Here is a 24,394-nt window from a genome sequence, read left to right as displayed (position 1 = left end):
CCGTCATTTGGTTATTCCGCTGCAAGCGGCAGCATTGCATCACGCAAAGCATCGTAACCGATCAATAGTTTTTCCGGCGGTTTCGGATAAGTCGTCCTGCTCTGGGATAGCCCGGCAAGGACCAGTCCATAAGCTATGGAGATCGCTGTCGGGATCGGATCAATGACGGGCACGTCGATTCCTTTCGCGAGCAGCCCAGCCCGCAAACCGGCTGCGCAGCCCATCAGCCCTGTGCAGCCGAAGATCAGCGCTTCCGCACCATCTTCCTCCACGGCCTTGCGTCCTTCCTCGATAAGCCGCCGCAACGTTTCCGCCATGTTCATTTCCAAATCGAGAACCGGAATATCGACGCTTCGCACCGATGCCAGCTTGGTGGAGAGAGCACACAGCGCTGCCGTATTTTCGAAGGATGGCTTCAGTCGTCGCATCACTGTGATGATGGAAAATTTGTGGCCGAGCATGGCGGCAGCATGCATGCCGGTTTGGCATGGGCCGAGAACGAGCATGCCCGAAATCTCCCTGGCCGGGCGCAGGCCGGGATCGCCCATACAGTCGATGATAACGGCATCGACGCCTTCACGCTCGGCACGTACCACCTCAAGCAGGGTGCCGGGAACGGACATTGCGGCCTCAAATTCGCTTTCGATCGAGCCCGGCCCCGTCGCGATCTCAGCGTGAGAAAGGCTGATGCCGGGATATTCCAGCGCCTTGAGATCCGCCAGCTTGCGAAAGCCGCGCGTCACAAGGGGGGATACGACACGAACATAGACGATGTTGTCACGCATTCTTGATACTCCCTCACCGCCGCAACGACCTGCGTCTGCGGGACAAATCCAAGCCTTGAACGTTGCGTATCCGAGGCCTCTCAGCTCCGTGCGCCGCGCCGCTTGTTCCGTTGGCTTACGGTGCATCGGCTTGCCGCCGGACGGAAGAGCTTTGACGAATAGGGTCATCGTTCTTTCGGGCGGGTAGTATGGCTGGCTTCAAGACAGATTTCCCATCCTTTTGGACAGGTTTTCTGCTCTAGAATGATGCATTTCAATTATATGATTATTTATTAAGCGGTAAGTGCTTGTATTTAGGCACTGTCACGGCTTGAAAGTCGCGCTAAAGCTTTCCGGTTCCGAACGTTGCGTCATGCGCTGCAATATGCATTCGCGGAGATTGCCAGAAGGGCCGGCCTATCCCACTCTTGAGTATCGGATGCAGGAAAGGTCCGGCATTTGTTAGCATCTTAGTTGACCAAAAATCGCAGATAAAAATTGGCCAACGAGGAGTTCATTGCGTTTTTACACAGCCTGCAGAATTGCCGCGGTGCCTTATAGTCAACGGTGACGCGCCAGCCAGACCGTATGCCCGCCACAGTCAGGATCTTCCTTTAGTCGCGAATATTCCGTCTTTTTCCTGATATTTTAACCCGGACATTGCGCCCTGCAATATTCAAGGATCCGGCGAATAACCAGCCTCACTGCATGACCAGTCCTCCATCAACCGCATATTGGCTGCCCGTAACATAGGACGCATCATCGGATAGCAGAAAAAGCGCGACAGCCCCTGCTTCCTCGACGGTTCCGGCGCGCCCGGGCGGAACCTGATCGACAACGAACTTCTCAAAGCCCTGACGAGCTTCATCGGGCAGGAATTTCCGAAAATCGTCTCGACTGGTCCGGGAACCAGAACATTTACGCGGATGCCACGCGGAGCCAGTGCCGAAGCCCAGGGGCGACCCATAGCGATGACAGCGCCCTTCGTTGCAGCGTAAAGGTTTGTTGCTGCCGTCCCTTCGTTGATCGAGCTGGATGATGTCACTACGGCCGATGCACCGGAGTTCAGTATTGGCGAAAGGGCCGCCAGCTGAAGCATAGGGCCGCGCACGTTTGTTGCCATCATGCGGTCAAAGGCATCAGCGTTGACGTCTTCGAGGGAACCAGGCGTAGCAAAGGCAGCGTTGAGCTAAAGACCGTTCAATCTACCCGAGGCACTCATCGCCTTCGCAAGTGCTGAAGCCGTAAGCTCGGCAGCATCATTGCTGACAACGGTTGCCTTGTCTGAAAATTCCGCCCGCGCCGCTTCCAACCTTTCCTTGCATAAACCCGTCAGAATGACATTGCCGCCTTCTGCTATAATGCGACGGGGCACCGGCAAGCCCCACCCGCAAGCAATGAGACGGCCTCATTTTTTCGTGTCGCAGGACGCTGGCGATATATCGCAGCGACGACTGCCGGGCGCGACGGAACTCTCGTCTCCATTTGCCAGACAACTCGCTATGGCGCTCGGTCCGCACCAGCAGCAGATTGGGAACGTCACTTATCAACCGAGCGGGGAAGAACAGCGAATGGGCGCCTGCAATCCACACTGGTCATTATGAGCCGAACCAAACGGCACGAGCAGCTCCTCGGCACTGAGCTTTCAGACCTGCCGTCGGAGCTGCGCTGGCGCGAATGGATGGGCCTGGTCGAGGCGCCTATCTTTGCAAAAGCCGAACCGGCGACCCGCGAAACGCTCGTCGTGCTGGTCGGATGCGACACTTCTCAAGACGTCTCGTATCCGGACTACTTTTTGAACGACAAGAAATCTTGTGAGACCTGATCACCCTGGACACGACGATCAGGCTCGTCGTCGCGGTAGGCGTCATTTCTGTCCTTGTCACCAGACCAAAGCATATAGAGTTTTTTGCCGGCTTTGTGCCAGGCGTAGCAGTCTTTCATGGTCTCCCGCTTGCCCTTCACAAGGGCAATTATCGTTTTGGCTTGCCCCAGACGAGACCAGTCCCAACGGTGATGGCTTGACACTCATGCTTGTCGCGGACGCTATCGACGAGCGATGCGTAGCTCGAAAGGACGGCGTCAGCTCGGTCGGTTTGCGTCTCTAACGACGGGCGCTCATTTCAACAGCCATCCTTCGCTTAACCGCCATAAACATCGGCTGTCGTCCAGAGATATACCAACGACTTTTCTAAAAACAATTCCTCAGCGACAGCCGGGATGCGCTCCCGGTTTCTCAGCGCGTCGGCGCGCAAAAAATCTCTTCAGCCAAATTTTACGCTCCGCTCGTTAAGTGGAGGATATCTCCATCGGCTTGGAAGGTTGCTCCGACAAGCCTTATTCGCGTCGATGGTCGCACCTCAGGCTTGGGAGCTGAGCAACCGACGTTCGGGGATCCGCCACAATGCGCCGCAGGAGGGGATCCCGACCCGTCGCTGATTTATGCGTCCTATCGATAAGACCTATCGGGGAACTCCCACTACCGATCACTCGTTGATGCGTTAGTGTTTAATGATCCGCGATCTCGCTCCGGTGATGCGCGACTTTTGGTTTCTCCAATCGATGAAGTGGAACTGACCATGCCAGGCACTAGTCAATTTGAACTTTCACGCCGGAATTTACTTATCTCCTCGGCCGCGACCGTCGCTGCCACCACTGTCATCGAGGCGGCGGCAGCCCAGCCCGCAGGAGAAACCATGAATCACACATCAAGCGTATCATTGAAGGTCAACGGACAAGTCCGCGACCTCGACGTTGATAATCGGACGACGCTTCTCGACGCTCTGCGCGAGCATCTCCACCTGACCGGCACCAAGAAGGGGTGCGATCACGGTCAGTGTGGGGCGTGCACGGTGATGGTCGGTGGACGCCGCATCAACTCGTGTCTTTCGCTGGCCGTAATGCACGACGGCGACGAAGTGACGACGATCGAGGGACTTGGACAGCCCGGCAATCTGCACCCAATGCAGGCCGCGTTCGTCAAGCACGACGGCTTCCAGTGTGGCTACTGTACGCCAGGACAAATCTGTTCCTCCGTGGCGGTGCTTGAGGAGATCGAGGCGAACATCCCGAGCCACGTCACTGGCGACCTCAACGCGCAGACATTGATCAGCGAGGCGGAAATTCGCGAGCGGATGAGCGGCAACATCTGTCGCTGCGGCGCCTATTCCAACATCGTCGAGGCCATCGTCGAAGTAGCGGGGACAAAAGCATGAAAGCCTTCACCTACGAAAAGGCCTCATCCATAGAGGCTGCAGTCAAGGCGGCCGTTTCGAACTCCGAGGCAAAGTTTATTGCTGGTGGCACCAATCTTCTCGACCTGATGAAGCTCGAAATCGAGACGCCGACACATCTGATCGACGTGAATGGTCTGGGGCTCGAGACAATAGAAAAGACGTCTGAGGGAGGCCTGCGCATTGGAGCGCTGGTTCGCAACACCGACCTTGCCGCCGACGTAACCGTCCGGCGCGATTATGGGCTTTTATCGCGCGCCTTGCTTGCGGGCGCTTCGGGCCAGCTTCGCAACAAGGCGACGACCGCAGGTAACCTCTTGCAGCGCACACGCTGTCCATATTTCTATGACACCGCACAGCCCTGCAACAAGCGCTCGCCGGGAAGTGGCTGTTCCGCCATCGGCGGCTTCAGTCGCCAGCACGCTGTCGTGGGTGTGAGTGATACCTGTATCGCCACGCATCCAAGCGACATGGCCGTCGCCATGCGCGCACTCGACGCGGTCGTCGAGACCGTAAAGCCGGATGGTAGTCGCCGAACAATCCAGATCGCAGACTTCCATCGCTTGCCCGGTGATACGCCCGAAATCGAAACAGTGCTGGAAAAGGGCGGTTTCATTACCGCAGTGGTGCTACCGCCGCCGATTGGAGGAAAGCATATCTACCGCAAGGTCCGCGACCGTGCTTCCTACGCGTTTGCGCTGGTCTCGGTCGGAGCAGTCATTCAGCCTGATGGCACGGGGCGGGTGGCAGTTGGTGGCATTGCTCACAAGCCGTGGCGTGTCGAAGCTGCTGACGCAGAACTCGCCGAGGGAGCGAATGTCGCAGCGAAGCTTCTCCTCGCCGACGCTCGTCCTACCGAGCAGAACAAGTTCAAGATCGATCTCGTCGAGCGCGTAATTGGCGCCATAATCGCCGAAGCGAGGGGATAATCGCCATGAAGTTCGATACACCAGCAACCACTAATCCGATCGACCAGCTCAAAATAGTCGGCCAGCCGGTCCATCGTATTGACGGCGAACTCAAGACGACGGGGCGGGCGATGTACGCCTATGAATGGCATGATCCGAACATGCCTTACGCCTACGGTTATCCCGTGGGATCGACCATAGCCAAGGGTCGCATCACCTCGATGAATGTCGATGCTGCCAAACGCGCGCCGGGCGTGCTCGCCGTGGTCACGACGCTTGACGTCGGCAAACGCGAAAAGGGCAAGTTCAATACGGCGAAACTCTTCGGGGGCGATGAGGTCCAGCACTACCACCAGGCAATCGCCGTGATTGTCGCCGAAACCTTTGAACAGGCCCGGGCAGCAGCAGCCCTCGTGCAGGTGGATTACATGCAGGAGCAGGGTACGTATGATCTCGCCGAGGCGATGGATTCGGCGGTCAAGCCGAAAGACGCCGGCGGTGCTCCACCCGATACCGCCGTTGGAGATTTCGAAGGTGCGTTCAAGTCCGCCGAAGTGACGTTGGACGAGACCTACACGACCCCGGATCAGTCGCATTCGATGATGGAGCCGCATGCATCCATAGCTGCCTGGGACGGTGATGAGCTGACGATCTGGACTTCCAGCCAGATGATCGACTGGTGGCGGTCCGACCTCGCAACGACGCTTGGCGTCGACAAGGAGAAAATCCACCTCATGTCGCCGTTCATCGGCGGCGGCTTCGGTGGCAAGCTGTTCCTTCGCGCCGACGCGGTTCTGGCCGCGTTCGGTGCGAAGGCAGCAAAGCGGCCCGTAAAGGTCGCGCTGCCGAGGCCGTTCCTCGTCAACAACACGACGCATCGTCCAGCGACGATCCAGCGCATCCGCATTGGTGCGGCTCGCGATGGAAAAATAACAGCAATTGCCCATGAAAGCTGGTCGGGCGACCAGCCCGATGGCCAGCTTGAGACAGCTGCCATGCAGACGCGGCTTCTCTATGCGGGCGAGAACCGCATGACGGCGATGCGGCTGGCGACGCTGCACCTTCCCGAGGGCAACGCCATGCGCGCGCCCGGCGAGGCGCCGGGGCTAATGGCGCTCGAGATCGCCATCGACGAGATGGCCGAAAAGCTCGGCATTGATCCGGTACAGTTCCGTATCCTCAACGACACGCAGGTGGATCCGGAGAAGCCAGACCGTCCGTTTTCCCATCGCGATTTCGTCGGTTGTCTCAAGCTTGGAGCGGAACGTTTCGGCTGGCATGGAAGAGCTCGTCCTGGTTCGCGTCGCGAAGGCAACTGGTTGATCGGTTTCGGTGTTGCGGCCGCATTCCGCAACAACCTCCTGCTCCCATCGGGCGCACGCGTCCGTCTGGACAGTGAAGGGGTCGTCACCGTCGAGACCGACATGACCGATATCGGAACCGGCAGTTACACGATCATCGCCCAAACCGCTGCGGAAATGATGGGGCTACCGATCGACAAGGTCGCGGTCCAGCTTGGCGATTCTCGCTTTCCCGTATCCGCAGGCTCCGGCGGACAGTTCGGCGCGAACTGTTCGACCTCTGGCGTCTATGCGGCCTGCGTCAAGCTTCGGCACGCTATTGTCCAGAAACTCGGGTTCAATGAACAGGACGTCGTCTTCGAGGGCGGTCGGGTCCTCTCCGGTTCGCGCTCGGTTCCTCTTGCCGAAGCGGCGAGCGCCGAAGGACTGGTGGCCGAGGACAGGGTCGAGTGGGGGAAGCTTTCCGACAGCCATCAGCAGTCGACCTTCGGAGCACATTTCGTGGAGGTGGGTGTCGATGCGGCTACGGGCGAGAGCCGAATCCGCCGCATGCTTGCGGTATGTGCCGCCGGCCGCATCCTTAATCCGATCACTGCGCGCAGCCAGGTGATTGGTGCGATGACGATGGGCGCAGGTCTGGCATTGTCGGAGGAGCTTGCGGTTGATACCCGTCGGGGGTTCTTCGTCAACCATGACTTGGCTGGCTACGAGGTGCCGGTCCATGCCGACATTCCGCATCAGGACGTCGTGTTTATGGATGAGACCGATCCGATTTCCTCGCCGATGAAGGCGAAGGGCATTGGCGAACTCGGACTATGCGGCGTCTCGGCGGCGATCGCGAACGCGATCCACAACGCGACAGGTATTCGCCTCCGGAACTATCCGATGACCTTGGACAAGCTGATCGGCGGTTTGCCCGACATTGTGTAACCATGCTTGGCGTCAAGCTGGCTTTGACAGGAATAAGGTCCACGAACGTGATGCTGGAGACGAAGGAAATGCGGGTTCCAGGGAGATCGTCGACCACCGACGATCCTTTGGACATATTGGAGTTCGCCATTGCCTCTTTTCGTCAAGGCGGGGCGGCGCTTGCGACGCTCGTCGAAATCCGGGGAGGGGCCGCCCGCGCTCTTGGTGCGAACGTCGCCGTGGCGGCCAATGGCAGTTTCTGCGGCTACGTTTCCGGCGGATGCGTCGAAGCGGCGGTCGCCTCGGAAGCGTTCGCGGCTATGGCTGAAGGCCGCGACCGGGCCGTGGTCTATGGCAACGGTTCGCCGTTCTTCGATATCGTTCTTCCTTGCGGAGGCGGGATCACGGTCGCCATTCACGTGCTGCGCGACGTCAAGGCGCTGGAAAGTGTTATAAGCGAAGTGCGGCATCGTCGGCCTGCCGCACTCTGGTATTGCCCGAACAGCCAGACAGTCGCCTGCATGGAACCGCCTTCGCGGGCGCGTTGGATGTGCGGACGCTTCGAGACAGTTTACCGCCCGAGGACCAGCATTGTCGTGTCGGGCCAGACCGCCGAGGCACTGGTGGTCGCAAGGATTGCGGAAGCGGCGGGGCACGACGTCACAGTTTTGAGCAACGGTGAAACATGCGATGGCCGCGATCCGGCGATCGACCCGTTCACAGCCGTCGTGCTTCTGCACCACGATCTCGATATGGAGGAGCGGATCCTTGAACATGCGCTGCATTCGAATGCTTTTTATATCGGCGCGCTTGGAAGCACGCGCACCCATCGGAAGCGTGTGGAGCGTCTGCGGCGCGCGGGGTTTTCGAAAGCTGAGATAGACCGCATCAAGGCGCCCATCGGATTGTTTGGACCGACCAGGGACACAACCTCGCTGGCATTGTCAGTCTTGGCCGATGTCGCCGCTTCCAGACTGGCCACCTATGCATGAATATACGCGGGGGTGATCAGATGAGCGGACGTCCCACTATTGCCGCGCTCGTCCTTGCTGCAGGGAGATCGACCCGAACCGGTGGCTCGCACAAGCTGTTGGCGACATTCGATGGCATCCCACTCATTCGGCGATCCGTCTTGGCGGCGAGTAGATCAGAATGTGACAACGTGGTCGTGGTTACTGGACACTTGGATGACGAAATCCGTTCCGTGATCGAGGATATTCCGGCACGAGTTGTCCACAATTCGGACTTCGAGTCAGGAATGGCAACGTCGATCATCGTCGGCCTGCGGGAAGCGATCCGCTTGCGGGCCGCCGGGGTTATGATCTGTTTGTCCGACATGCCCGATCTCACGAGTGAGCATCTCGATCTCCTTGCCACCAAGTTTCGACAATGCGATGGAAAATCAATCGTCCGGGCTGTAGCTGCCGGCGAACCTGGCCACCCGATAATCTTTCCTGATAACACGTATCCGGAGCTAGTGAAGCTGGCTGGAGATGTCGGCGCGCGCGCGGTGGTTCGGCGCCATAGGACGTCGATAGTCGACGTCGAGATCGGACCAGCAGCCACGACCGATCTGGATACGCTCGAGTCGTTGCGGGAAAGGGGCTGGTTGCCCGCCCAAGGTTGAACGGGGGCGTCCCGTTCCTGTAGCGTTGGCTGGGGTTCAGGCCGGTGCGGGAGAGGAACGCTACTGGTATCATTCCGCTCACGAATCGAGGCCCATTTCAAAGGCCATGAGTCCTGGCCGAGCATCTGATCTTGCGAAACTGGATCCTACATAAGACTCAGAACGGGTAGATTCGGCCCGCTTTCTGCCTTCAAGCTTGGCGCGGAGCCGCCCAGCGCAGTCAAAATTTGATCCCGGTGTGCACGGCCTGTGGGTCGAAACCTCTGCGCCGAAGAAGTAATAGACTGACCAAGGTGATGTCTGCTTGTGACGTATTCTTGCCATCCCACCATTATGACAACGCAGGCACGGCCTTCTCGCGAATCGACTTCATGAGATAGTTGGGTCGTAGGTTCGCATCCCGTCAAGAGCGCCATCATGGACCCGGTCTTTCCGCCGGGAAAACGAATCAAAGTACATGGCAGAGACGCCGCTCCAATGAGGTATAGCCCTGTTTCCCGCAGCCTGCGGCTTGCCTACAGCCATCCTGCTTTCTTGAAACGTGCATAGAGTATAGCACAGATGGCCGCGATCACGCCGAGGACCACATAGTAGCCGTACTGTGTTGCTAGTTCAGGCATGTGCTCGAAATTCATGCCGTAGATGCCGGCAATTGCGGTCGGCACGGCGAGAATAGCGGCCCACGCGGCAAGTTGGCGAGTGATCGTCCCCTGCCGCTGCTGTTCAAGAAGATTGGACGCTTCGAACACCGAGGTTATGACGTCCCGAAGCCCGCCGACAACGTTTTCGACGCGTCTGACATGGTCGTGGACGTCGCGAAAAAAGGGCTTTGCATTTTCATCGACACAGGGAAGATCGAGATGGGTGAGCTTCCCGACCACTTCCGACATCGGCCCGAGTACGCGCTGGAACTTGATCACCTGACGCCTCATCCGGAAGATCCGCCGGATCTGCTCGCGCTCCAGAAACGAAATCAGCACGTGCTTTTCCAGTTCAAGCACTTTGTCTTCCATGGTCTCGACCATGGGCAAATATCCGTCGACGACGAAATCGATGATGCCGTGAAGGACATAGTCGGGACCATGTTCAAGAAGCTGCGGTGAATGTTCGAGCTGTTCCCGCAACTCCTTGTGCGACCGGGCCGAACCATGCCTGACGGAAATCAGGTGATGCTTTCCGACAAAGATGCAAGTCTCGCCATAGGCGATCTTGTCGCCCTCCAGATGTGCCGTCTTGATGACGACAAACAGCTGGTTGCCATAAATGTCGATCTTCGGGACCTGCATGCCATTCAAAGCGTCTTCGACGGCAAGCGGATGCAGGCCGAACATGGCTCGGAGACTTTCCATCTCATCGGGTGTCGGCTCGGTAATGCCGATCCAGACGAACTCGCCATCACGAGCTTCAAAAGTTTGCTGGGCGAGCGGCACTTCCTCGGCCCGCTTGCCATTCCGGTAGATGTAGGATGCAACAACTGTCATTGATATCTCGGAACAGGGGTGAACGAACGGATCGATGAAACGCGAGAGACCTCTTATCGTACGATAGTCTGCATCGAGGCCGCCATATAGATGCTGAACTGCCCGCTAATCTCGACAAACTTGGGGCGTTGCGAATTCGGATTGCCCATCAGTGTTCGCAGCCGGGGAAAAGGGTGCTGCGCGCATGATCGCGAATGCCTAATTCCTTCGAACCCAAGCACTCCTCGATTTAAGACCTCATTCCATCGGGTTCTTGCCGATTTTCCCGGCTGTTGCGAAGGACCTTGCCGCGAGCTGGACTGCTCTCTCCTTAAATTCTCGTTCAAGCATCCCGTGGTATCATTAGCGAATGAGAATAAGCACCATCACCAACTGGGCCTACGGCGTAACGGTCGTATTGACGGCATTATCCGGCGCCGCCTTCATCATGTCGGTCCGTAGCGCCGTCGACGAGCGGATCGCCGTCGAAGAACACCTGAAGGTTGATTCCCTTGCGGAGGAGCTTGCGCTCGGAGCGGAGGTCAGAAGCGATGACGCGAGGCTCTACGTGATGCGTGGAGAGGAGCGTCACCTCTTGGCCTTTCAGCGGGATGAGGAAGCCGAGCGTCGCCGCGAAGCGGCTGCCGATCAGCTTCTGTCGGTTGGCTTGCCGTCTGCAGAGGCGGATGCGATGAGAAAGATCGAGGCTGGTACCGAGGATCTCGATAAGATCGAGATCGAGGCAGTGGAGGCCTACCAGCGTGGCGACAAGGAATCCGCCCAGGCTAGGATATTCGGGCCGGAGCATGAACGGCTCCAAACGGAATTGGTCGATACGGTCTCGCACCTGCGGGACCTGACCGCGGCTCGCACTGGTGCTCAACTGGATGCTGCGCGGGAGCGTAGCGACTGGTGGAGTTTGGTCGCCAAGACCATGCTCGGTCTGACCGGCGCTCTTTTCCTCGCGGTGCTTTATTTCGTTTTGAGACGACGCGTTGCCATGCCGCTCATCAGGTTGACTGGCATCGTCGGACGACTTGCGAAACAGGATTACACGGTTGAGGTCCCGACCGACAGCCGTCGTGACGAAATCGGCGAGATGAATACCGCCATCGAAATCTTTCGTGCCAATGGCATCGAAAGGGACCGGCTCGATGCGGAACGGCAAGCCGATCAGCATACAAAAGACCTGATCTTGCAGATGATGCACCGCCTTCAGGCGTGCCAGAACCAAAGCGAACTCGCCGATATCGTTGCGCGCTTCGCGCCCCAGATCTTTCCAGGCACCGCCGGCGGCCTCTACGTCTTGAACCTCAGCAAAACCGTGCTCGATCGGGCCGCAGAATGGCTGGCGCCGCATCATTCACCAGATAGCTTTCCTGCGTCGGAGTGCTGGGGCCTGCGGCGCGGGCGACCGCATGCAAGCGGCCTGTCCGACGGCGACGTTCCCTGCCAGCACATGGACGGTGACAGCACGGCTGCTTTGTGCGTTCCGCTTACTGCTCAGGGCGACATGATCGGCCTGATCTACCTGGAGGAGTGTAAAGGAGCGGCCATCCAGCTCGAACAGTCGAGGCTTTATCTCGAACTGATAGCCGAGAATGTCGGGCTTGCGATTGCCAACCTACAGCTGAGGGAGAAACTCACATCTCTGGCCATCCGCGACCCATTGACCGGCCTGTCCAATCGTCGCCATCTGGACGAGACGCTACAGCGGTGGGCAGATGACAATGGATTGGAACCGCTGACCTGCCTTATGATCGACATCGACTATTTCAAGCGCTTCAACGACGAATACGGTCACGATGCGGGCGACATGGTCATGCAGTATGTCGGTCAGACCATCCGCGACATCGTTGGCGATAATGGCATTTCATGCCGCTACGGCGGCGAAGAATTCACGGTGCTCCTCCCGCGGCAAAGCGAAGACGAAGGAGAGGCTCTCGCTGAAACCTTAAGACGGGCAATCAGCAGCGTCACACTCGCCCATGCGGGCCGCACGTTAGGGACCGTGACTGTGTCATTGGGCATTGCGACTTCGCAACACGGCGGTTCGATTGAAACGCTCGTGTCTCGCGCAGATGCGGCGTTGCTGTACGCCAAAGCGAGTGGACGTGATAAGGCCGTCGCCGCGGGCAAGATGGTCATGAGAATAGGGCCCTCGGATGCATGATCGGTTCGATACGAACGGACTTCGAGAACTAGACGTCTTTCCGGAGAGATCGGACCTGCAGCCACCCTACTCAGCATCAGCCGCGCCAGATGGGGTTTCCTTGCCGGTTACCAAGAAACAAGAATCGCCGGAAGGCGGGATCGCTATAAAGCGGATTGTCCTGCTCAGACGCTCGCGAGGCGACCGCGATATTGACGGCGGCGGGCGTGACCTGTTCCAGCATCGGCGCTAACGTCGGCATACCGGTGGAAGAAAAGGCCGGCTCCGCCATTTGCGCAGGTGTGGGACCCGTCGTGAACAGAATGGCTCCGGCAGCGAAGGCTACAGAAATGGCAATCGAGTGGAGCCTCGGGGCAAAATCGAACATTGATTGCTCCTTGGATCTTGATTTGTTTCTCTCCGGGGATGACACACGAAGGACCGAAAAGAAGCGGGCCCGAAGATCCGGACCCGCTTCCACGGATTAGGCGGTCGACAACGGATGGTTATGGCTGAACCAGATGCTGCCGGCGGCAAGCACGGCGACAACAATACCCGCCACGACATGAACCCACATCGCGGCCGTCATGGCCGAGAAGCCGAGAACCCATGGCGCAGCCACAGTCCAGATACCGGCTACCAGATTGACCCATTCCTCCGCCTCATAAAAGGCATAGAGGGCGACCGCAGCGATCACCGCAAGGGCCGCGCCAACGATCCAGGCGTTCCAGGCGGCATAGGTCTCCGTAGCAAAGCCAAGCAGCCACGGTGAGAGCAGAAGAGCAAGACCGGCAACGATATTGACGATATCGAAAACGGTCCGGTTGTTTGAAGAAAGGGACTTCAGCATCTTACATTTCTCCTCTTCAGTTGGTTACATCATCAATGAACCGCTTCCGGAGAAGCGGAGGGGTCGGCGGCGGCAGTGGTCGATGCGCCGCCGCGAAGCTCGGTTGATTTTGGATTGGGAGCCGGCAGGCGTGCCGGGGATGCCGATCCGGAGAGGAACGGCTTCAGTTCGTCCTGACGGAACGCGCCCGCGGCTATCTCATGCAGCGCAAGGCTGGTTGTGCCGGCATCCGGCAGGTCAAGCCTCGGCTGCGCACCGCGGATGAGCGCACGGGCTCGCGCGGCTGCAGCCACCGTCAGCGCAAACCTGTTCGGAACAACGTCCTGGCAATCGAAAACAACATGTGGGTCCATGGGTGCACCTCATGCGACTTTCCGATCGGGGGTACGATCCTGCCCGCTCTCGACGTCTCGCTCGAGTGCGATCAGTGCCTGCTCCACTTGATGGAGGCACGATGGACGATTGTTCTCAGGCATGCCTTCGTTGGTTGCCTGGTCGATCAGATATTCGGTCCAGGCCCAGTTCATCAGGATCGACCGCTTCGCTTCGAGAGGCAGCGTCGGATCACGGACGACATCCATGGGCGACGACCATGTTGCCGGGCCTGAGGCATCATTCCGTTCCGCCGCTTCATCGATTGCCTCACCGTAACTCTCCCGAAGTTCGGAAAGGCCGAGCCGCTTCAATGTCGCATCCGAGAATGCGTGGGATGGCGGAGTCCGTCGGGGGCGAATTCTCTGCGTTGTCCGGACCGCAGCCTTGCTTGCCAGACGCTGCACGACATAGTTCAGACCCTGCCGCTCGGCATAGCGGACGGCGGATCTAAGTGTTGGGAATTCCAGCTCCACCTGCGTCAGCGTGTCTGCACCGCCCGTATAGCCCATCAGAGGTTCGATGAACGGAGCGCTTCGACGCTCAAAGACAAGCCGCCAGCCTCTCGTCCGCGCCTTGCCTGATGTCGTCAACGAGCGGGATGGCCTGAAGATGCGGGCAACGGCATCCTCGGGAAATACAGAGCGCCCGAAAGACAACGCTTTCCGCCGGTTGTCATTGGAGGCCTGGTTAATGCTGGCAGGCCTCCGGCTGGGGTGATGCGTCTCTTTTAAAATCCTCATCATGTTATCCCTCCCTGTTGGCGAAGGATGCCGGCGGCCTCCTTGGGGCCGGCCGCCGGGCGGGTTGGTTCGATTAGCTCTTGATTGCGATCCGCTTGACCTGCGACTGCGCCTTTTCGGTTTTCGGCAGGGTCACAGTCAGAACGCCGTTCCTGAAGCTGGCATCGACCTTGTCTTCGTCGACCTCGACGCCAAGCGGGACTCGGCGCTCGAAACGGCCATAGTAGCGCTCGGAGAATTGGCGATCTCTGTCCTCGTTCTCGGAACGCTTCTCGCCCTTCAGCGTCAGCACCCCGTCGTTGAGCAGGACCTCGATGTCCTTCTCTTCGAGACCGGGGACCTCGGCCGTCACCTTGATCTCCTTGTCGGCCTCCGAAATCTCGACACTCGGCCAGCCGGCCCTGAACGCGGAGCCGTTGCCGAAGGACGGCAGGCCTGAACCAAAGCCGCGGAAGACGTCATCAAACAAGCGATTCACCTCGCGGTGAAGCGACAGGAACGGATCGCGATCATCATCACGCAAAACACTTGGAACCTGGCTGCCATTGTTGCGGCCCCAGGGAATAAGATCACGTACGCTCATTGTTTTCTCCTTTCTGTTTTGTTGTTGGACAATCGATTCCGGCCGGCGCCGGGCTTCGCCCGACGCCGTGCGGTCACAAGAATGGGTTGTCCAGGCTTAGGCGGCCTTCTGTTTCGCCTCGATCTGCTTAGCCTCTGCGCCGGGCAGCGCCGTGCCCGTGGCGATCTCGATCCGGCGCGGCTTCATCGCTTCAGGGATCTCGCGCTTCAGATCTATGGTCAACAGACCGTTGACCAGGCCGGCGCCCACGACCTTGACGTGATCGGCAAGCTCGAAGCGACGCTTGAAGGTGCGCCCGGCGATGCCGCGATGCAGATACTGGCTGGCCTCTTCGCCCGCCTTCTGTCCCGACACCACGAGCATGTTCTGCTCCTGGGCGATGTCGAGTTCGTCCTGCGAGAAGCCGGCCACCGCCATGGTGATGCGGTAGTCGTCCTCGCCGGTCTTGGCGATGTCATAGGGAGGCCAGTTGTCGATCGTGTCGACGCGGCTTGCAGCATCAAGCGCATTCAACATCCGATCGAAGCCGACGCTCGACCGGAACAGGGGAGAGAAGTCGAAAGTGGTTCTCATAGCCACATCCTCCATTGAAGCAACATGGGTACAAGGTTCAACTTCCGCCGACGATGTCCTCATCGCTCGACGGGCCGGCCCCAATGGGGCATCCGGCAACATCGATTTGGTTTTGGAAATCCGGCTGTTCAAGAGGTCGCCGGTCGGCAAAACAAAATTTTTATCGGGCGGCGGATACCTTTAGCAAACAGGCAGTGCCTGAAAACGAGACGAGCGACGATATGGCTGGATTGCTCCCGGCCATGCGAGCTATATGGGATCGCAACGGTGAGACAATTGCTCAATCGAATTCAAAAGGGATTCCCGAAGAGACCGAACGTCGGTTCGGCGCGAAAGTACCCGACCAGGCACGCCCGGAGCGCCTGCATGGCTACATGCCTGATGCGTTCTGTTCATTGGCCCGCCGCAGATGCAAGGGTACATCTTTGATATCGGCGAGCTTGCCATGCCTCTTGAGAAAGCGGCGGAAATTATCTGCGATCGCTTGAGCCGGAAGTTGGCCGCACGCTGCCTTCCGGCATGCGTCCACCATCACCTCGTAGACAAGGTCACGCATTTCTTGCGGCCATTCGTCGAGGAAATCAAAGACGTCATCGAGCCCGGTGATCTCCTCAATGTAGTGCATGCGCTGAACGTAAATGGGCTCCGCGAAAGTTTCGAACGCCATCGTTTCCCTCCTTTTTGTGTCGTTAAGCGCGGAGGATTTAGGAATAGTGAATTCGGGCATCAAGAGGCCGTATGACTCTCTTTGGACCCGGCGTTGGTTGAGTGCCGAAGGTTCGGATCCCTTCAAAGCGAGACATGGGCCGCCCGCGGGTAAATTTTTTTGGCTAACCAGGTAGCAATCAACCGCAGGCGCAACACCCTTCATGCGACACAACTTCGCGGTGTTTTGCGCTGGCGACGAGCATGCTCGCCGGAGGTAGGCCTTGTGCGAGCAAACGCGCGGTTCAAACGAGAAGTCTAATTTGCTAATTTTGTGCCGTGGGGCGAACGACTATCTCGCCGACGTCAACATCGCCTGGTTGCTCGATGGCAAATCCAATGGCGCGGGCTATGGCCGAAGGGTCTATCGCCATATCATCTCTTAAGCCGATATATTTCGCCCGAACGTCCATGTTGGCTATACCTTCAACGAACGGAGTGTTGACCGCTCCTGGTGAAATTACCGTAACTCTCAAGTTGGGACCGGCTTCCTGCCTTAAGCCTTCACAAATCGCTCTGACGGCAAATTTCGTCCCGGAGTACACTGTCTGCGTTGGGACGGTTTTCATACCCGCAGTCGACGCGACCGCAATGAAATGTCCAAAGCGCTGGGCGCGAAAGACGGGAAGAGAAGCGGCAATCCCGAACAGGACGCCTTTGACGTTCACATCGACCATCCTTTCCCATTCATCTACGCGCAGATCATCGAGCGGAGAGATCGGGCCAATACCCGCATTGTTGATAAAAACATCAACAGTGCCGTAATGGGCTTTGGCACCATCGACCAGACGGGATACGTCGTCGCGACGAGAAACATCTGCCTGAACGGCTAGCGCCTGACCGCCATTTTCAATCAGTTCGGCGACCAAGGCGTCAAGTTCGTCTTTTCGCCTGGCGGCTGCGACGACCTTTGCTCCTTGCTTAGCCAAATATCGCGCCGTCGCCGCGCCAATCCCGCTGCTCGCTCCGGTTATAACCACCACTTTGCCGGCAATCCTGCTCATCCTGCATCCTTTGAATTTTGACTGAGACAGGGTATGTGTTCCTTATAAAGGTTCCAGATAGCTTTTTATCCTATTACCAAAGGTGACAGATGGGGAAGTTGGATCGCGTCGACCATAGGCTGGCACTGGCTGGGTTCGTCCGAAGCCTTCGGTCGAGAAGCAAGCCGGCTGACGTGGGCTTACCTACGTCGCCAAGGCGACGAACGCCCGGTTTGAGGCGTGAGGAAGTGGCGTATCTGGCAGGCGTTGGTGTAACCTGGTACACGTGGTTCGAGCAGGGAAGAGACATCAGCGTTTCGTCAGATTTCCTGGAAAGAATATCTCGTGCCTTTCGGCTCTCCCCAGCCGAGCGCAGTCATCTTTTCATGCTGGCGCATCATCGGCTTCCTCCCGCAATCAGTCAGCCTCCGCAGGCGATTCCAGAAACCGTTACCGCCTTTCTGAATACGCTCTCGTATCCCGCCTATATTAAGAACAACAGGTGGGACGTCCTGGCGTGGAACCCGTTAGCGGGGGAGATATTCCCCGACTTTACCAATTCGGACCTTGGCCACGTCAATCTTTTGCAACTGGTATTCACGTCACCGGACATGCGACAGTTGATGCTGGATTGGGAGGCGGATGCACGTCGAACCGTCGCCAAATTTCGCCTGAGTTATGCCCACGCACATGAAGATCCGATGTTTGAAGCACTCGTGGCGGATCTCCAGTCGCAAAGCGTTGAATTCCGGCAGATGTGGGAGCGACAGGAAGTCCTTCCGATTGGCGAAGGCCTGAAAATCATCCGCCATCCGGTTCACGGTCCTCAGACTTATCGACATGCTGCATTGACCATTGAGGGATCCGCCAGCCTTACGATGATTGTCTATATGCCGACAGAAGCCTTGTTGCAGGGCCGTGTCGATCCAGACGTCGAGTGACGATGTGCAGCATCTGAGAGGTGGCGGGCTACTGCTGCTCAAGAGCAATTTTAAACGTGCAGCAGTAGCCCCCCAACCTCAGGGAAGCCATCAGGGAGCCTGTATGCTCGAGAAAAATTCCTGCAAGGCTGACACAAGCGCTTCCGGCTGTTCCTCGGGAATATAGTGGCCGCTATTGGCGATCACGCCACCTTGGATATTCTCCGCGAGAGGCTTCATTGCCTCGAATATTGCCGGAGCGCTCCCGACATCGCCACCGAGCGCGAGGACTGGCACAGAGATTTTCTTTTCGAATAATCGCTTGTTGTATTCCATGTCCTGAATTACGGCTCGATAGTAACCGAGCATTCCTCGCATGCCGCCAAGGCTGCTGTAGGCGCGCACATACTCGTCGATATCGTCCTTGCTGAAAGTCGCCATCGCATTGGCTGTCTTCTTGTTGAAAAACCACTCAATGAGTATCCGTTCCCTGTCTTTCAGCAGCGCCTCCGGAAGGTCCTCAATGATATTGAACAGGAAGTGCCAGTTCCGCCAGTAGTCTGGATCGGCGACATTGATGAAGGGCTGCAATGTCACCCCGGGGATGTTTGCATCGAGGAAGACAATACCGTCCAGATCGCTGGCAAACTCGTGCGCGTAGGGATAGCCGACCCAGGATCCGACATCGTGTCCAACCAGAAAGTGACGTCCGACGCCAATCGTCTTGAGGAAGGCGTTGACCCTTTTGGCTGTTGTTGCCGTGTCATAACCGCCGATCGGCTTGTCAGAGTCACCTTGGCCCGGAAGGTCCAGAGCGATCACATCGAAATCCTTCGCAAGCAGCGGGATGACCCGACGCCACGCATAAACGCTCTGCGGGAAGCCTGCGATCAATACGACGGTCGGCCCTGTGCCGGTGCGAAGATGGTGAAAACGGATGCCGTCTGAGTTCACGAACCTCGGCGGAAGTTTCTGACCGTTCTGGTCTAGGTAAGCTGTCATGGGTGTTCTCCCTTACGTATGTTTGTTTTCCAACTTGGGGGTACCGGTCGCTGCTCAGATCGTGACGGCCGCGATCATTTCGATTTCCACCGGCGCACCGTGAGGAAGTTCGGCGACGCCAACGGCGCTTCTTGCATGGGCGCCGCTTGGGCCGAACTGGTCCAGCAGAATATCAGAAGCGGCATCGATGACCGCTCCTTGCTGGTTAAACCCCGGTGCTGACGCAACAAATCCTGTGATCTTGATGATGCGCTCTATTCGACCTTCTGGACCGATCGCATTCCGGAGCTGTTCCAGGCAGGCATTGATCGACAGGGCAGCGGCTAACTGCGCTTGCACAACACTGACCTCGGCTCCTACTTTTCCACGCAACGCCAGGACGCCATTCTCTCGTGGCAGTTGCCCACTGACGTGGGCGACTCCGTTGTGAACGACCACGGGTGTGACCCGTGTGCTGGGTTGGTGGCTCGTGACTTGATTGCTCATTTGCGAGCCTCCTTTGGGGATTAGTTGATATCGAGGCTTTTCATATCGGCGGGGAGAGGCTGACCGAACCACTTCACGAATATGTCGTTCAGCTTGCCGTTCTGGACATTGGCTTCGACCCATTTGTTGGTCCAATCCAGGAGCTCAGGCGAGTTCTTTTTGATGCCGATACCCATCGGGTAGGTCTTGAGCGTGAACTTGAGCTCCAGGTCGAGATCGGCCTTCTGCTTCTTGATTTCGCCCAGGTCCGACAATGTGGACGCCAGATATTTCTGCTGACCTGTAAGGATTGCCGTCCGGGTGGTGGACTCGTCCGCATAGCGCACGATCTCAACACCAGGAACGTCCTTCGTCGAACGTACAAGTTCGATGTCGGCTGTCACGCCGCTCGCAACCGCAACCGATTTGCCTGCGAGGTCCGCCGGCCCTTTGACATTCTCCTCTTTCGGCGCGGAAATGTTAAGCGGCACAACGCCATAAGGTGTCGAAATGTCGATCACCTTCAGGCGATCCTTGGTAATGGAGATCGCGGCGACGACGATGTCGACCTTGTTGCTGATGAGGAACGGAATTCGGTTCGGTCCTGAAACGTTGACTGTCTCGAGCTTCACGCCGAGATCCTTCGCGAGGAGCTGTGCCGTTTCGAGATCCGAACCTTCCTGCTCATTTTTTGCATTCACACCGGCGAAGGGAGGGTGCGAGAAGTCGATGCCGACGATGATGCTGCCGCGGCTTTTGATCTCTTCGAGACTTGCGGCCCAAGCCGAAAAAGCGGTTGCCGCAGTTATTACGGCGGTCAAAATTCCGATAGCGAAGGGCTTGTTGAGCATGCTGTTCTCCTTTTTGTTGTGATTAGTGGTTGGTTTCGCGATCAAAGACCGCTGGCAACGAACTGCTTGAGTTCGGGCGTCTGGGGCAAATCGAGAAGCGAGCGATCTCCCACCTCCCAGATCTTGCCGTGATGCATGAACACGATCTGGTCTGCGACCTTGCGGGCAAACGCCATTTCGTGCGTGACGAGGATCATCGTCATTTTTTCTTTTGCGAGGTTCTCGATAACGCGAAGCACCTCACCGGTGAGCTCAGGGTCAAGCGCGGACGTGACCTCGTCGAGCAACAGCACGCGGGGTCGCATCGCGAGTGATCGCGCAATGGCGACACGCTGCTGCTGGCCACCGGAAAGCTGCTCCGGGTAGTTGTCGATCTTTTCGCCTAGGCCCACTTTCGACAGAACCTCTTCTGCCAATTCGCGGCATTTGTGCTTGGGAACACCAAGGACACGACGGGGCGCAATTGTAACATTCTCGGCGACGGTCAGATGCGGGAAAAGATTATAGCTCTGGAAGACGATTCCGACGTCCTGCCGCAGCTTGCGAAGATCGATCTGTTTGTCATCGATCTCAAAGCCGCAGACCGAAAGCGCTCCGCCGTTGATCTTTTCGAGGCCGTTGATACAGCGCAAGGCGGTGCTCTTTCCTGAGCCGGATCGCCCCAGGATTGCGACGACCTTGCCTTCATCGATATCGAGCGAAATGCCTTTCAGCACTTCGAGATCGCCAAATTTCTTGTGAACTTCCTTGAAGGATACGATTGCGGCAGCCATCACGAAGACGCCTTTCTGTATTTCCCGGTCGCCCGTTCAAGGCGCCGGCTGATGATCGAAAGCGGAAAGCAGATGACGAAGTAGATAACCCCCGCAATTGTGAAGATCACAAAGGGTTCATTACTCGTATTGTTAACCACGCGAGCCGTGTAGGTGAGCTCCGCGAAAGCCAGCACGATTGCATAGGAAGTATTCTTCACGACCTGAACGAAGAAGCCGATGGTCGGAGGTGTGGCGATCCGTATGGCCTGGGGTATTATGATGCGGAAAAGGATATCCGTCTTGGTCAAAGCGAGGCAGTCGGCGGCCTCCCACTGCGTGCTCGGCACAGCCCGCAGGCTTCCTTTCCAGATTTCCGCGAGAAATGCTGCAGAGTAGATCGCCATGGAAAGCCCCGCGGCTGTCAGTGTTGCAGGGTCATACCCTGTCAAACCAGCGCCGAAATAGACTGCAAACATCAAGATCGGAAGGGGAATGCCTTGCACGATGATGATGACGATCGATGAGATCAAACGGGAGAACGTTGACTTTGAGATCAATAGCAGCGCCAGCGGAAAGCCTAAAATGGTGCCGCCCAGAAAGCCGAGCAATGAAAGGACAATGGTCCACCCTGCGCCGCTCAGGAGCGCGCCGTATTGTTGTATGGTCAAACCGAGCATGGCGTCCTCACAATGGTGTCCGAAGCCTTCTCAGGCGGGCAAAGGCGAGAAGGCCTGCGCCGTTGAGAAGGCCGCGCATCAGCGCCGTTATGATGATGTAGAGGACCGCGACGACGAGATAGATTTCGAAGCTGCGAAACGTGAACGACTGGATGAGCCAGGCAACGCCGGTCAATTCCTGGGCGGAGATCTGGTACATGATCGCGGTCGAAAGCATCATCAGGATGGACTGTCCAACCAGCGCCGGATAGACGCGCTCGAAAGCCTGCGGCAGCTCGATGTAAAGAATGCGCTGCAGGGGTGACAGAGCAAGACAGTCCGCAGCTTCGATCTGACCCTTTGGAGTTGCTTCGAGGCCGGCTCGGATGATCTCGCCGGTATAGGCTCCGAAGTTCACGATCAACGCGATGACTGCCGCTGTGAATGGGCTCAGACGGATACCAAGCGACGCGAGACCAAAAAACAGCCAGAATGCCTGAATCAGAGATGGCGTGTTGCGGATGATCTCGACGTAAAAGCCGGCAATTCGAGCAGCATTACGTGAACCATGGACCCGCGCCAACGCGCAGACGACGCCGAGAATTGCTCCGGGGATGAGCGCGAGGGCCGTCATCAGCAACGTTGAAACGATGCCGCCGAGTATCTGGCCCATGTACTCGTTGAGAAACGAAAAGTCGAGTTCTCCCATCAATCTGCTCCTGCGTTATCCTGGCTCCTGGGCACATCCAGGGCCCCGGCCAGATATGATTTCCGAGCAAAGTCGCTTGTTATGAAGCTAAGGAAATCGGCGACAACTCCAGAGCTTTCCTGCTCAGCAAACGCTGCGGCTGTGAAGATCGTTTTATGATTGAGCTCGGCCGGAAAAGGCCCGATGACGTCTACGCCGCTCACGGCAAGCAGCTCGCTCATTTGCTGAACAGCGAATTCAACCTCCCCTGTCAGAATATGCTCGGCTGTCAGGCCCTGCGGGATAATCTTGGCTTTAGCGAGCACCTGTTCGGCAATGCCGAGCCGTTCAATTAAGGCGCGGAAGAAAACGCCGCTGGCGCCTGTTTGGGAAAAGACGATCGATCTCGCGGAGAGCATGCAGGAGATGAACTCCTGCTCTGAATCGATGGTAACATCCGGCGAGCCGGCGGCCTTCGCCAAGCCAACCGTCGTTGAGGCGAGATCGCGAATACTTCGCGCCGAAAGGATGCCTTTGTTGGCTAACCCTCTCACCATGTCAGATATAGCAATGATAACGTCGACCCGTTCTCCGGCATCAACGCGATCAGCCAGGACGTTTGTAGGGTTGAAAATGACGTCGAGAGAGATGCCTCGGCTTCGTTCGTACTCGGGAAGAATCCTCTCCCGGAGGGGAGCCAGCACGCCAAGGGTGCTCATCAATCTGATCTTAGGAATTGCCACTGTCCTCTCCAATAGAGTGCCCGTATTGGGTTGGCTGATGAGCAAATATCCATCACGTATATTATACTGTCAAGAACGTTTTTTCAGCAAGTTGAGTTCGTAATCAAATTGGCGTCAGAATGGGCAAAAAGTCCATGAAATGCCCAATTTATGCTGCTTTTTTCGGCGCAATGCAGCCAATGGTTAGGTCATTCTCACTGTCGCCTGATGCAAAATATATATATGGCCCCGACGAGACTATCGACGGAGCCATATCTGACGTGTGTAAGCCCGGTTTGTGGAGGCGACGCTTACTCTATGTCTTCGACATCAAGGGTAAGAGAGCCCACCGTCTTGTTCTCAAGCAGTCGGAGAAGGCGGCGCTGGGTGTATCGAGCGTGTTCCGGCAGGAATGTTATCAGTTCGGCCCTGTCGCGTCTTTCTATGGCTTCAATAATCTGATTGTGTTGGTCGAGGTTGGCGGCAAACTGCCCGGATTGATAGTCCGGATCGGCCACCTCGGCTTTATAAATGTAGACGTTCAGCCTGCGGACGTGGCGGTGAGTGCTTTCTGCGAAGTCGTAGAACAGGCCGTTGCCAATGGTCTTGTGAATGCGTAGATGAAATTCCTGATTGAGCTGCGTAATCGCTAGGAACTCCCTGTTTTTAACACTTTCTGTATAACGGCGCTGAATGGCCCGAAGGTCTGGCAGAAGCGTTGGATCGTCGAGTCTGCACATCTGTCCGGCTACGGACTCGGCGAGCTGATGCGCTACGATGACCTCGCCCATCTCGTCCATATCGAGCTTGCGGACATAGGTTCCGCCCCGCTGCGGCATGATTTTGACGAAGCCTTCAGCCACGAGGCGATTGATCGCCTCTCTCGCCGGTGTGCGGCCGAGCTGGAACCGATCCACGAGAATTCGCTCGTCGATCCTGCTTCCGGGCTCAAGTCCCATATCGATAATATGCGATCGAATAAGATCGAGAGCGGCATCGGTTTGTGATGCGAGCTTCACTTCTGCATTCTGAGTCACGGGTACCCCTTTAAAATATCCCAAGTATCCAAGAGTTCACTGCCTTTGCGGCACGTTTGGAAAGCTGATCGCGAACATGCAGTTTTGTGGGTAATTTGTCGAGGTAAAGACTCTATCGTTTTTTACGCCTCAAAG

Annotated in this window: 27 protein-coding genes and 1 pseudogene; 8 read left to right on the top strand and 20 right to left on the bottom strand. The window is 57.3% G+C overall.

Annotated elements, in window-relative coordinates:
• Nucleotides 1-11: 11 nt before the first annotated feature.
• From QSK43_RS06995 to QSK43_RS06985, 3 genes and pseudogenes are all read right to left on the bottom strand, one after another.
• On the bottom strand, nucleotides 12-785 hold the full coding sequence (locus QSK43_RS06995) for an aspartate/glutamate racemase family protein (RefSeq protein WP_332302839.1): 774 nt from the start codon (nucleotides 783-785) through the stop codon (nucleotides 12-14).
• Nucleotides 786-1,465: 680 nt separating this feature from the next.
• Nucleotides 1,466-1,639 (bottom strand): SDR family oxidoreductase, encoded by a 174-nt coding sequence (locus QSK43_RS06990; protein WP_332302978.1) that lies wholly within the window; start codon nucleotides 1,637-1,639, stop codon nucleotides 1,466-1,468.
• A gap of 56 nt (nucleotides 1,640-1,695) precedes the next feature.
• Nucleotides 1,696-1,890: pseudogene (locus QSK43_RS06985) on the bottom strand (SDR family oxidoreductase); the annotation flags it as partial.
• A 474-nt stretch (nucleotides 1,891-2,364) separates the two neighbouring features.
• On the opposite strand from QSK43_RS06985, the gene QSK43_RS06980 reads away from it, so the two are divergent.
• The 6 genes from QSK43_RS06980 to QSK43_RS06955 all read left to right on the top strand — a co-directional run bounded on the left by QSK43_RS06980 (nucleotide 2,365) and on the right by QSK43_RS06955 (nucleotide 8,742).
• Nucleotides 2,365-2,589, top strand: a complete 225-nt coding sequence (locus QSK43_RS06980; RefSeq protein ID WP_332302838.1) for a hypothetical protein — start codon at nucleotides 2,365-2,367, stop codon at nucleotides 2,587-2,589.
• A gap of 742 nt (nucleotides 2,590-3,331) precedes the next feature.
• The gene (gene paoA / locus QSK43_RS06975; RefSeq protein WP_332302977.1) at nucleotides 3,332-3,979 is read left to right on the top strand and encodes an aldehyde dehydrogenase iron-sulfur subunit PaoA; all 648 of its coding nucleotides are present in this window, start codon (nucleotides 3,332-3,334) and stop codon (nucleotides 3,977-3,979) included.
• Nucleotides 3,976-4,926 (top strand): FAD binding domain-containing protein, encoded by a 951-nt coding sequence (locus QSK43_RS06970; RefSeq protein WP_332302837.1) that lies wholly within the window; start codon nucleotides 3,976-3,978, stop codon nucleotides 4,924-4,926. The genes paoA and QSK43_RS06970 overlap by 4 nt, the downstream gene beginning before the upstream one ends.
• 5 nt (nucleotides 4,927-4,931) lie before the next feature.
• Nucleotides 4,932-7,136, top strand: coding sequence for an aldehyde oxidoreductase molybdenum-binding subunit PaoC (paoC, locus tag QSK43_RS06965; RefSeq protein WP_332302836.1), 2,205 nt, complete (start codon nucleotides 4,932-4,934; stop codon nucleotides 7,134-7,136).
• A 68-nt stretch (nucleotides 7,137-7,204) separates the two neighbouring features.
• Nucleotides 7,205-8,107 carry an XdhC family protein gene (locus QSK43_RS06960; protein WP_332302835.1) on the top strand — a complete coding sequence of 301 codons (903 nt, stop codon included), beginning with the start codon at nucleotides 7,205-7,207 and terminating at the stop codon, nucleotides 8,105-8,107.
• Nucleotides 8,104-8,742: a nucleotidyltransferase family protein gene (locus tag QSK43_RS06955; RefSeq protein ID WP_332302834.1), complete on the top strand. Its 639-nt coding sequence runs from the start codon at nucleotides 8,104-8,106 to the stop codon at nucleotides 8,740-8,742. The genes QSK43_RS06960 and QSK43_RS06955 overlap by 4 nt, the downstream gene beginning before the upstream one ends.
• Before the next feature lie 515 nt (nucleotides 8,743-9,257).
• Here QSK43_RS06955 and corA read toward each other — a convergent pair.
• A complete protein-coding gene (gene corA, locus QSK43_RS06950; RefSeq protein ID WP_332302833.1) occupies nucleotides 9,258-10,223 on the bottom strand; it encodes a magnesium/cobalt transporter CorA in 966 nt (321 codons plus the stop codon).
• A gap of 349 nt (nucleotides 10,224-10,572) precedes the next feature.
• Here corA and QSK43_RS06945 point away from each other — a divergent pair, with 349 nt between their 5' ends.
• On the top strand, nucleotides 10,573-12,375 hold the full coding sequence (locus tag QSK43_RS06945; protein WP_332302832.1) for a diguanylate cyclase: 1,803 nt from the start codon (nucleotides 10,573-10,575) through the stop codon (nucleotides 12,373-12,375).
• Between the two features lie 76 nt (nucleotides 12,376-12,451).
• On the opposite strand, the gene QSK43_RS06940 is transcribed toward QSK43_RS06945, so the two are convergent.
• From QSK43_RS06940 to QSK43_RS06905, 8 genes are all read right to left on the bottom strand, one after another.
• Complete coding sequence (locus QSK43_RS06940; protein WP_332302831.1) at nucleotides 12,452-12,742, bottom strand: hypothetical protein; 291 nt, start codon at nucleotides 12,740-12,742, stop codon at nucleotides 12,452-12,454.
• A gap of 96 nt (nucleotides 12,743-12,838) precedes the next feature.
• Nucleotides 12,839-13,204 (bottom strand): SPW repeat protein, encoded by a 366-nt coding sequence (locus QSK43_RS06935; RefSeq protein WP_332302830.1) that lies wholly within the window; start codon nucleotides 13,202-13,204, stop codon nucleotides 12,839-12,841.
• 32 nt (nucleotides 13,205-13,236) lie between these two features.
• A complete protein-coding gene (gene rpoZ / locus QSK43_RS06930; RefSeq protein ID WP_332302829.1) occupies nucleotides 13,237-13,557 on the bottom strand; it encodes a DNA-directed RNA polymerase subunit omega in 321 nt (106 codons plus the stop codon).
• A gap of 9 nt (nucleotides 13,558-13,566) precedes the next feature.
• Nucleotides 13,567-14,319, bottom strand: a complete 753-nt coding sequence (locus tag QSK43_RS06925; RefSeq protein WP_332302828.1) for an NADH dehydrogenase ubiquinone Fe-S protein 4 — start codon at nucleotides 14,317-14,319, stop codon at nucleotides 13,567-13,569.
• A gap of 73 nt (nucleotides 14,320-14,392) precedes the next feature.
• Nucleotides 14,393-14,902, bottom strand: coding sequence for an Hsp20/alpha crystallin family protein (locus QSK43_RS06920; protein WP_332302827.1), 510 nt, complete (start codon nucleotides 14,900-14,902; stop codon nucleotides 14,393-14,395).
• A 96-nt stretch (nucleotides 14,903-14,998) separates the two neighbouring features.
• Nucleotides 14,999-15,475, bottom strand: coding sequence for an Hsp20 family protein (locus QSK43_RS06915; RefSeq protein ID WP_332302826.1), 477 nt, complete (start codon nucleotides 15,473-15,475; stop codon nucleotides 14,999-15,001).
• A 370-nt stretch (nucleotides 15,476-15,845) separates the two neighbouring features.
• Nucleotides 15,846-16,142 (bottom strand): DUF982 domain-containing protein, encoded by a 297-nt coding sequence (locus QSK43_RS06910; protein WP_332302825.1) that lies wholly within the window; start codon nucleotides 16,140-16,142, stop codon nucleotides 15,846-15,848.
• Between the two features lie 304 nt (nucleotides 16,143-16,446).
• Nucleotides 16,447-17,184, bottom strand: coding sequence for an SDR family oxidoreductase (locus tag QSK43_RS06905; protein WP_332302824.1), 738 nt, complete (start codon nucleotides 17,182-17,184; stop codon nucleotides 16,447-16,449).
• An 89-nt stretch (nucleotides 17,185-17,273) separates the two neighbouring features.
• On the opposite strand from QSK43_RS06905, the gene QSK43_RS06900 reads away from it, so the two are divergent.
• A complete protein-coding gene (locus QSK43_RS06900; RefSeq protein WP_332302823.1) occupies nucleotides 17,274-18,104 on the top strand; it encodes a helix-turn-helix transcriptional regulator in 831 nt (276 codons plus the stop codon).
• 90 nt (nucleotides 18,105-18,194) lie between these two features.
• On the opposite strand, the gene QSK43_RS06895 is transcribed toward QSK43_RS06900, so the two are convergent.
• From QSK43_RS06895 to QSK43_RS06860, 8 genes are all read right to left on the bottom strand, one after another.
• The gene (locus QSK43_RS06895) at nucleotides 18,195-19,085 is read right to left on the bottom strand and encodes an alpha/beta fold hydrolase (RefSeq protein ID WP_332302822.1); all 891 of its coding nucleotides are present in this window, start codon (nucleotides 19,083-19,085) and stop codon (nucleotides 18,195-18,197) included.
• Nucleotides 19,086-19,139: 54 nt separating this feature from the next.
• Complete coding sequence (locus QSK43_RS06890; RefSeq protein WP_332302821.1) at nucleotides 19,140-19,571, bottom strand: RidA family protein; 432 nt, start codon at nucleotides 19,569-19,571, stop codon at nucleotides 19,140-19,142.
• Nucleotides 19,572-19,591: 20 nt separating this feature from the next.
• A complete protein-coding gene (locus tag QSK43_RS06885) occupies nucleotides 19,592-20,401 on the bottom strand; it encodes a transporter substrate-binding domain-containing protein (RefSeq protein WP_332302820.1) in 810 nt (269 codons plus the stop codon).
• 41 nt (nucleotides 20,402-20,442) lie between these two features.
• Nucleotides 20,443-21,174, bottom strand: a complete 732-nt coding sequence (locus QSK43_RS06880; protein ID WP_112651882.1) for an amino acid ABC transporter ATP-binding protein — start codon at nucleotides 21,172-21,174, stop codon at nucleotides 20,443-20,445.
• Nucleotides 21,174-21,833, bottom strand: coding sequence for an amino acid ABC transporter permease (locus QSK43_RS06875; protein WP_332302819.1), 660 nt, complete (start codon nucleotides 21,831-21,833; stop codon nucleotides 21,174-21,176). The genes QSK43_RS06880 and QSK43_RS06875 overlap by 1 nt, the downstream gene beginning before the upstream one ends.
• Nucleotides 21,834-21,840: 7 nt before the next feature.
• Nucleotides 21,841-22,521, bottom strand: coding sequence for an amino acid ABC transporter permease (locus tag QSK43_RS06870; RefSeq protein ID WP_332302818.1), 681 nt, complete (start codon nucleotides 22,519-22,521; stop codon nucleotides 21,841-21,843).
• On the bottom strand, nucleotides 22,521-23,243 hold the full coding sequence (locus QSK43_RS06865; RefSeq protein ID WP_332302817.1) for a molybdate ABC transporter substrate-binding protein: 723 nt from the start codon (nucleotides 23,241-23,243) through the stop codon (nucleotides 22,521-22,523). The genes QSK43_RS06870 and QSK43_RS06865 overlap by 1 nt, the downstream gene beginning before the upstream one ends.
• A gap of 290 nt (nucleotides 23,244-23,533) precedes the next feature.
• Entirely contained in the window at nucleotides 23,534-24,259 is a 726-nt protein-coding gene (locus QSK43_RS06860) for a GntR family transcriptional regulator (protein ID WP_332302816.1), read from the bottom strand.
• Nucleotides 24,260-24,394: the final 135 nt, after the last annotated feature.

This window comes from Rhizobium sp. GR12, from assembly GCF_036596185.1.
Taxonomy (GTDB): Bacteria; Pseudomonadota; Alphaproteobacteria; order Rhizobiales; family Rhizobiaceae; genus Agrobacterium; species Agrobacterium nepotum.
The sequence above is the reverse complement of the archived record's forward strand: the minus strand, read 5'-3'. Positions and strand labels throughout refer to the sequence as shown.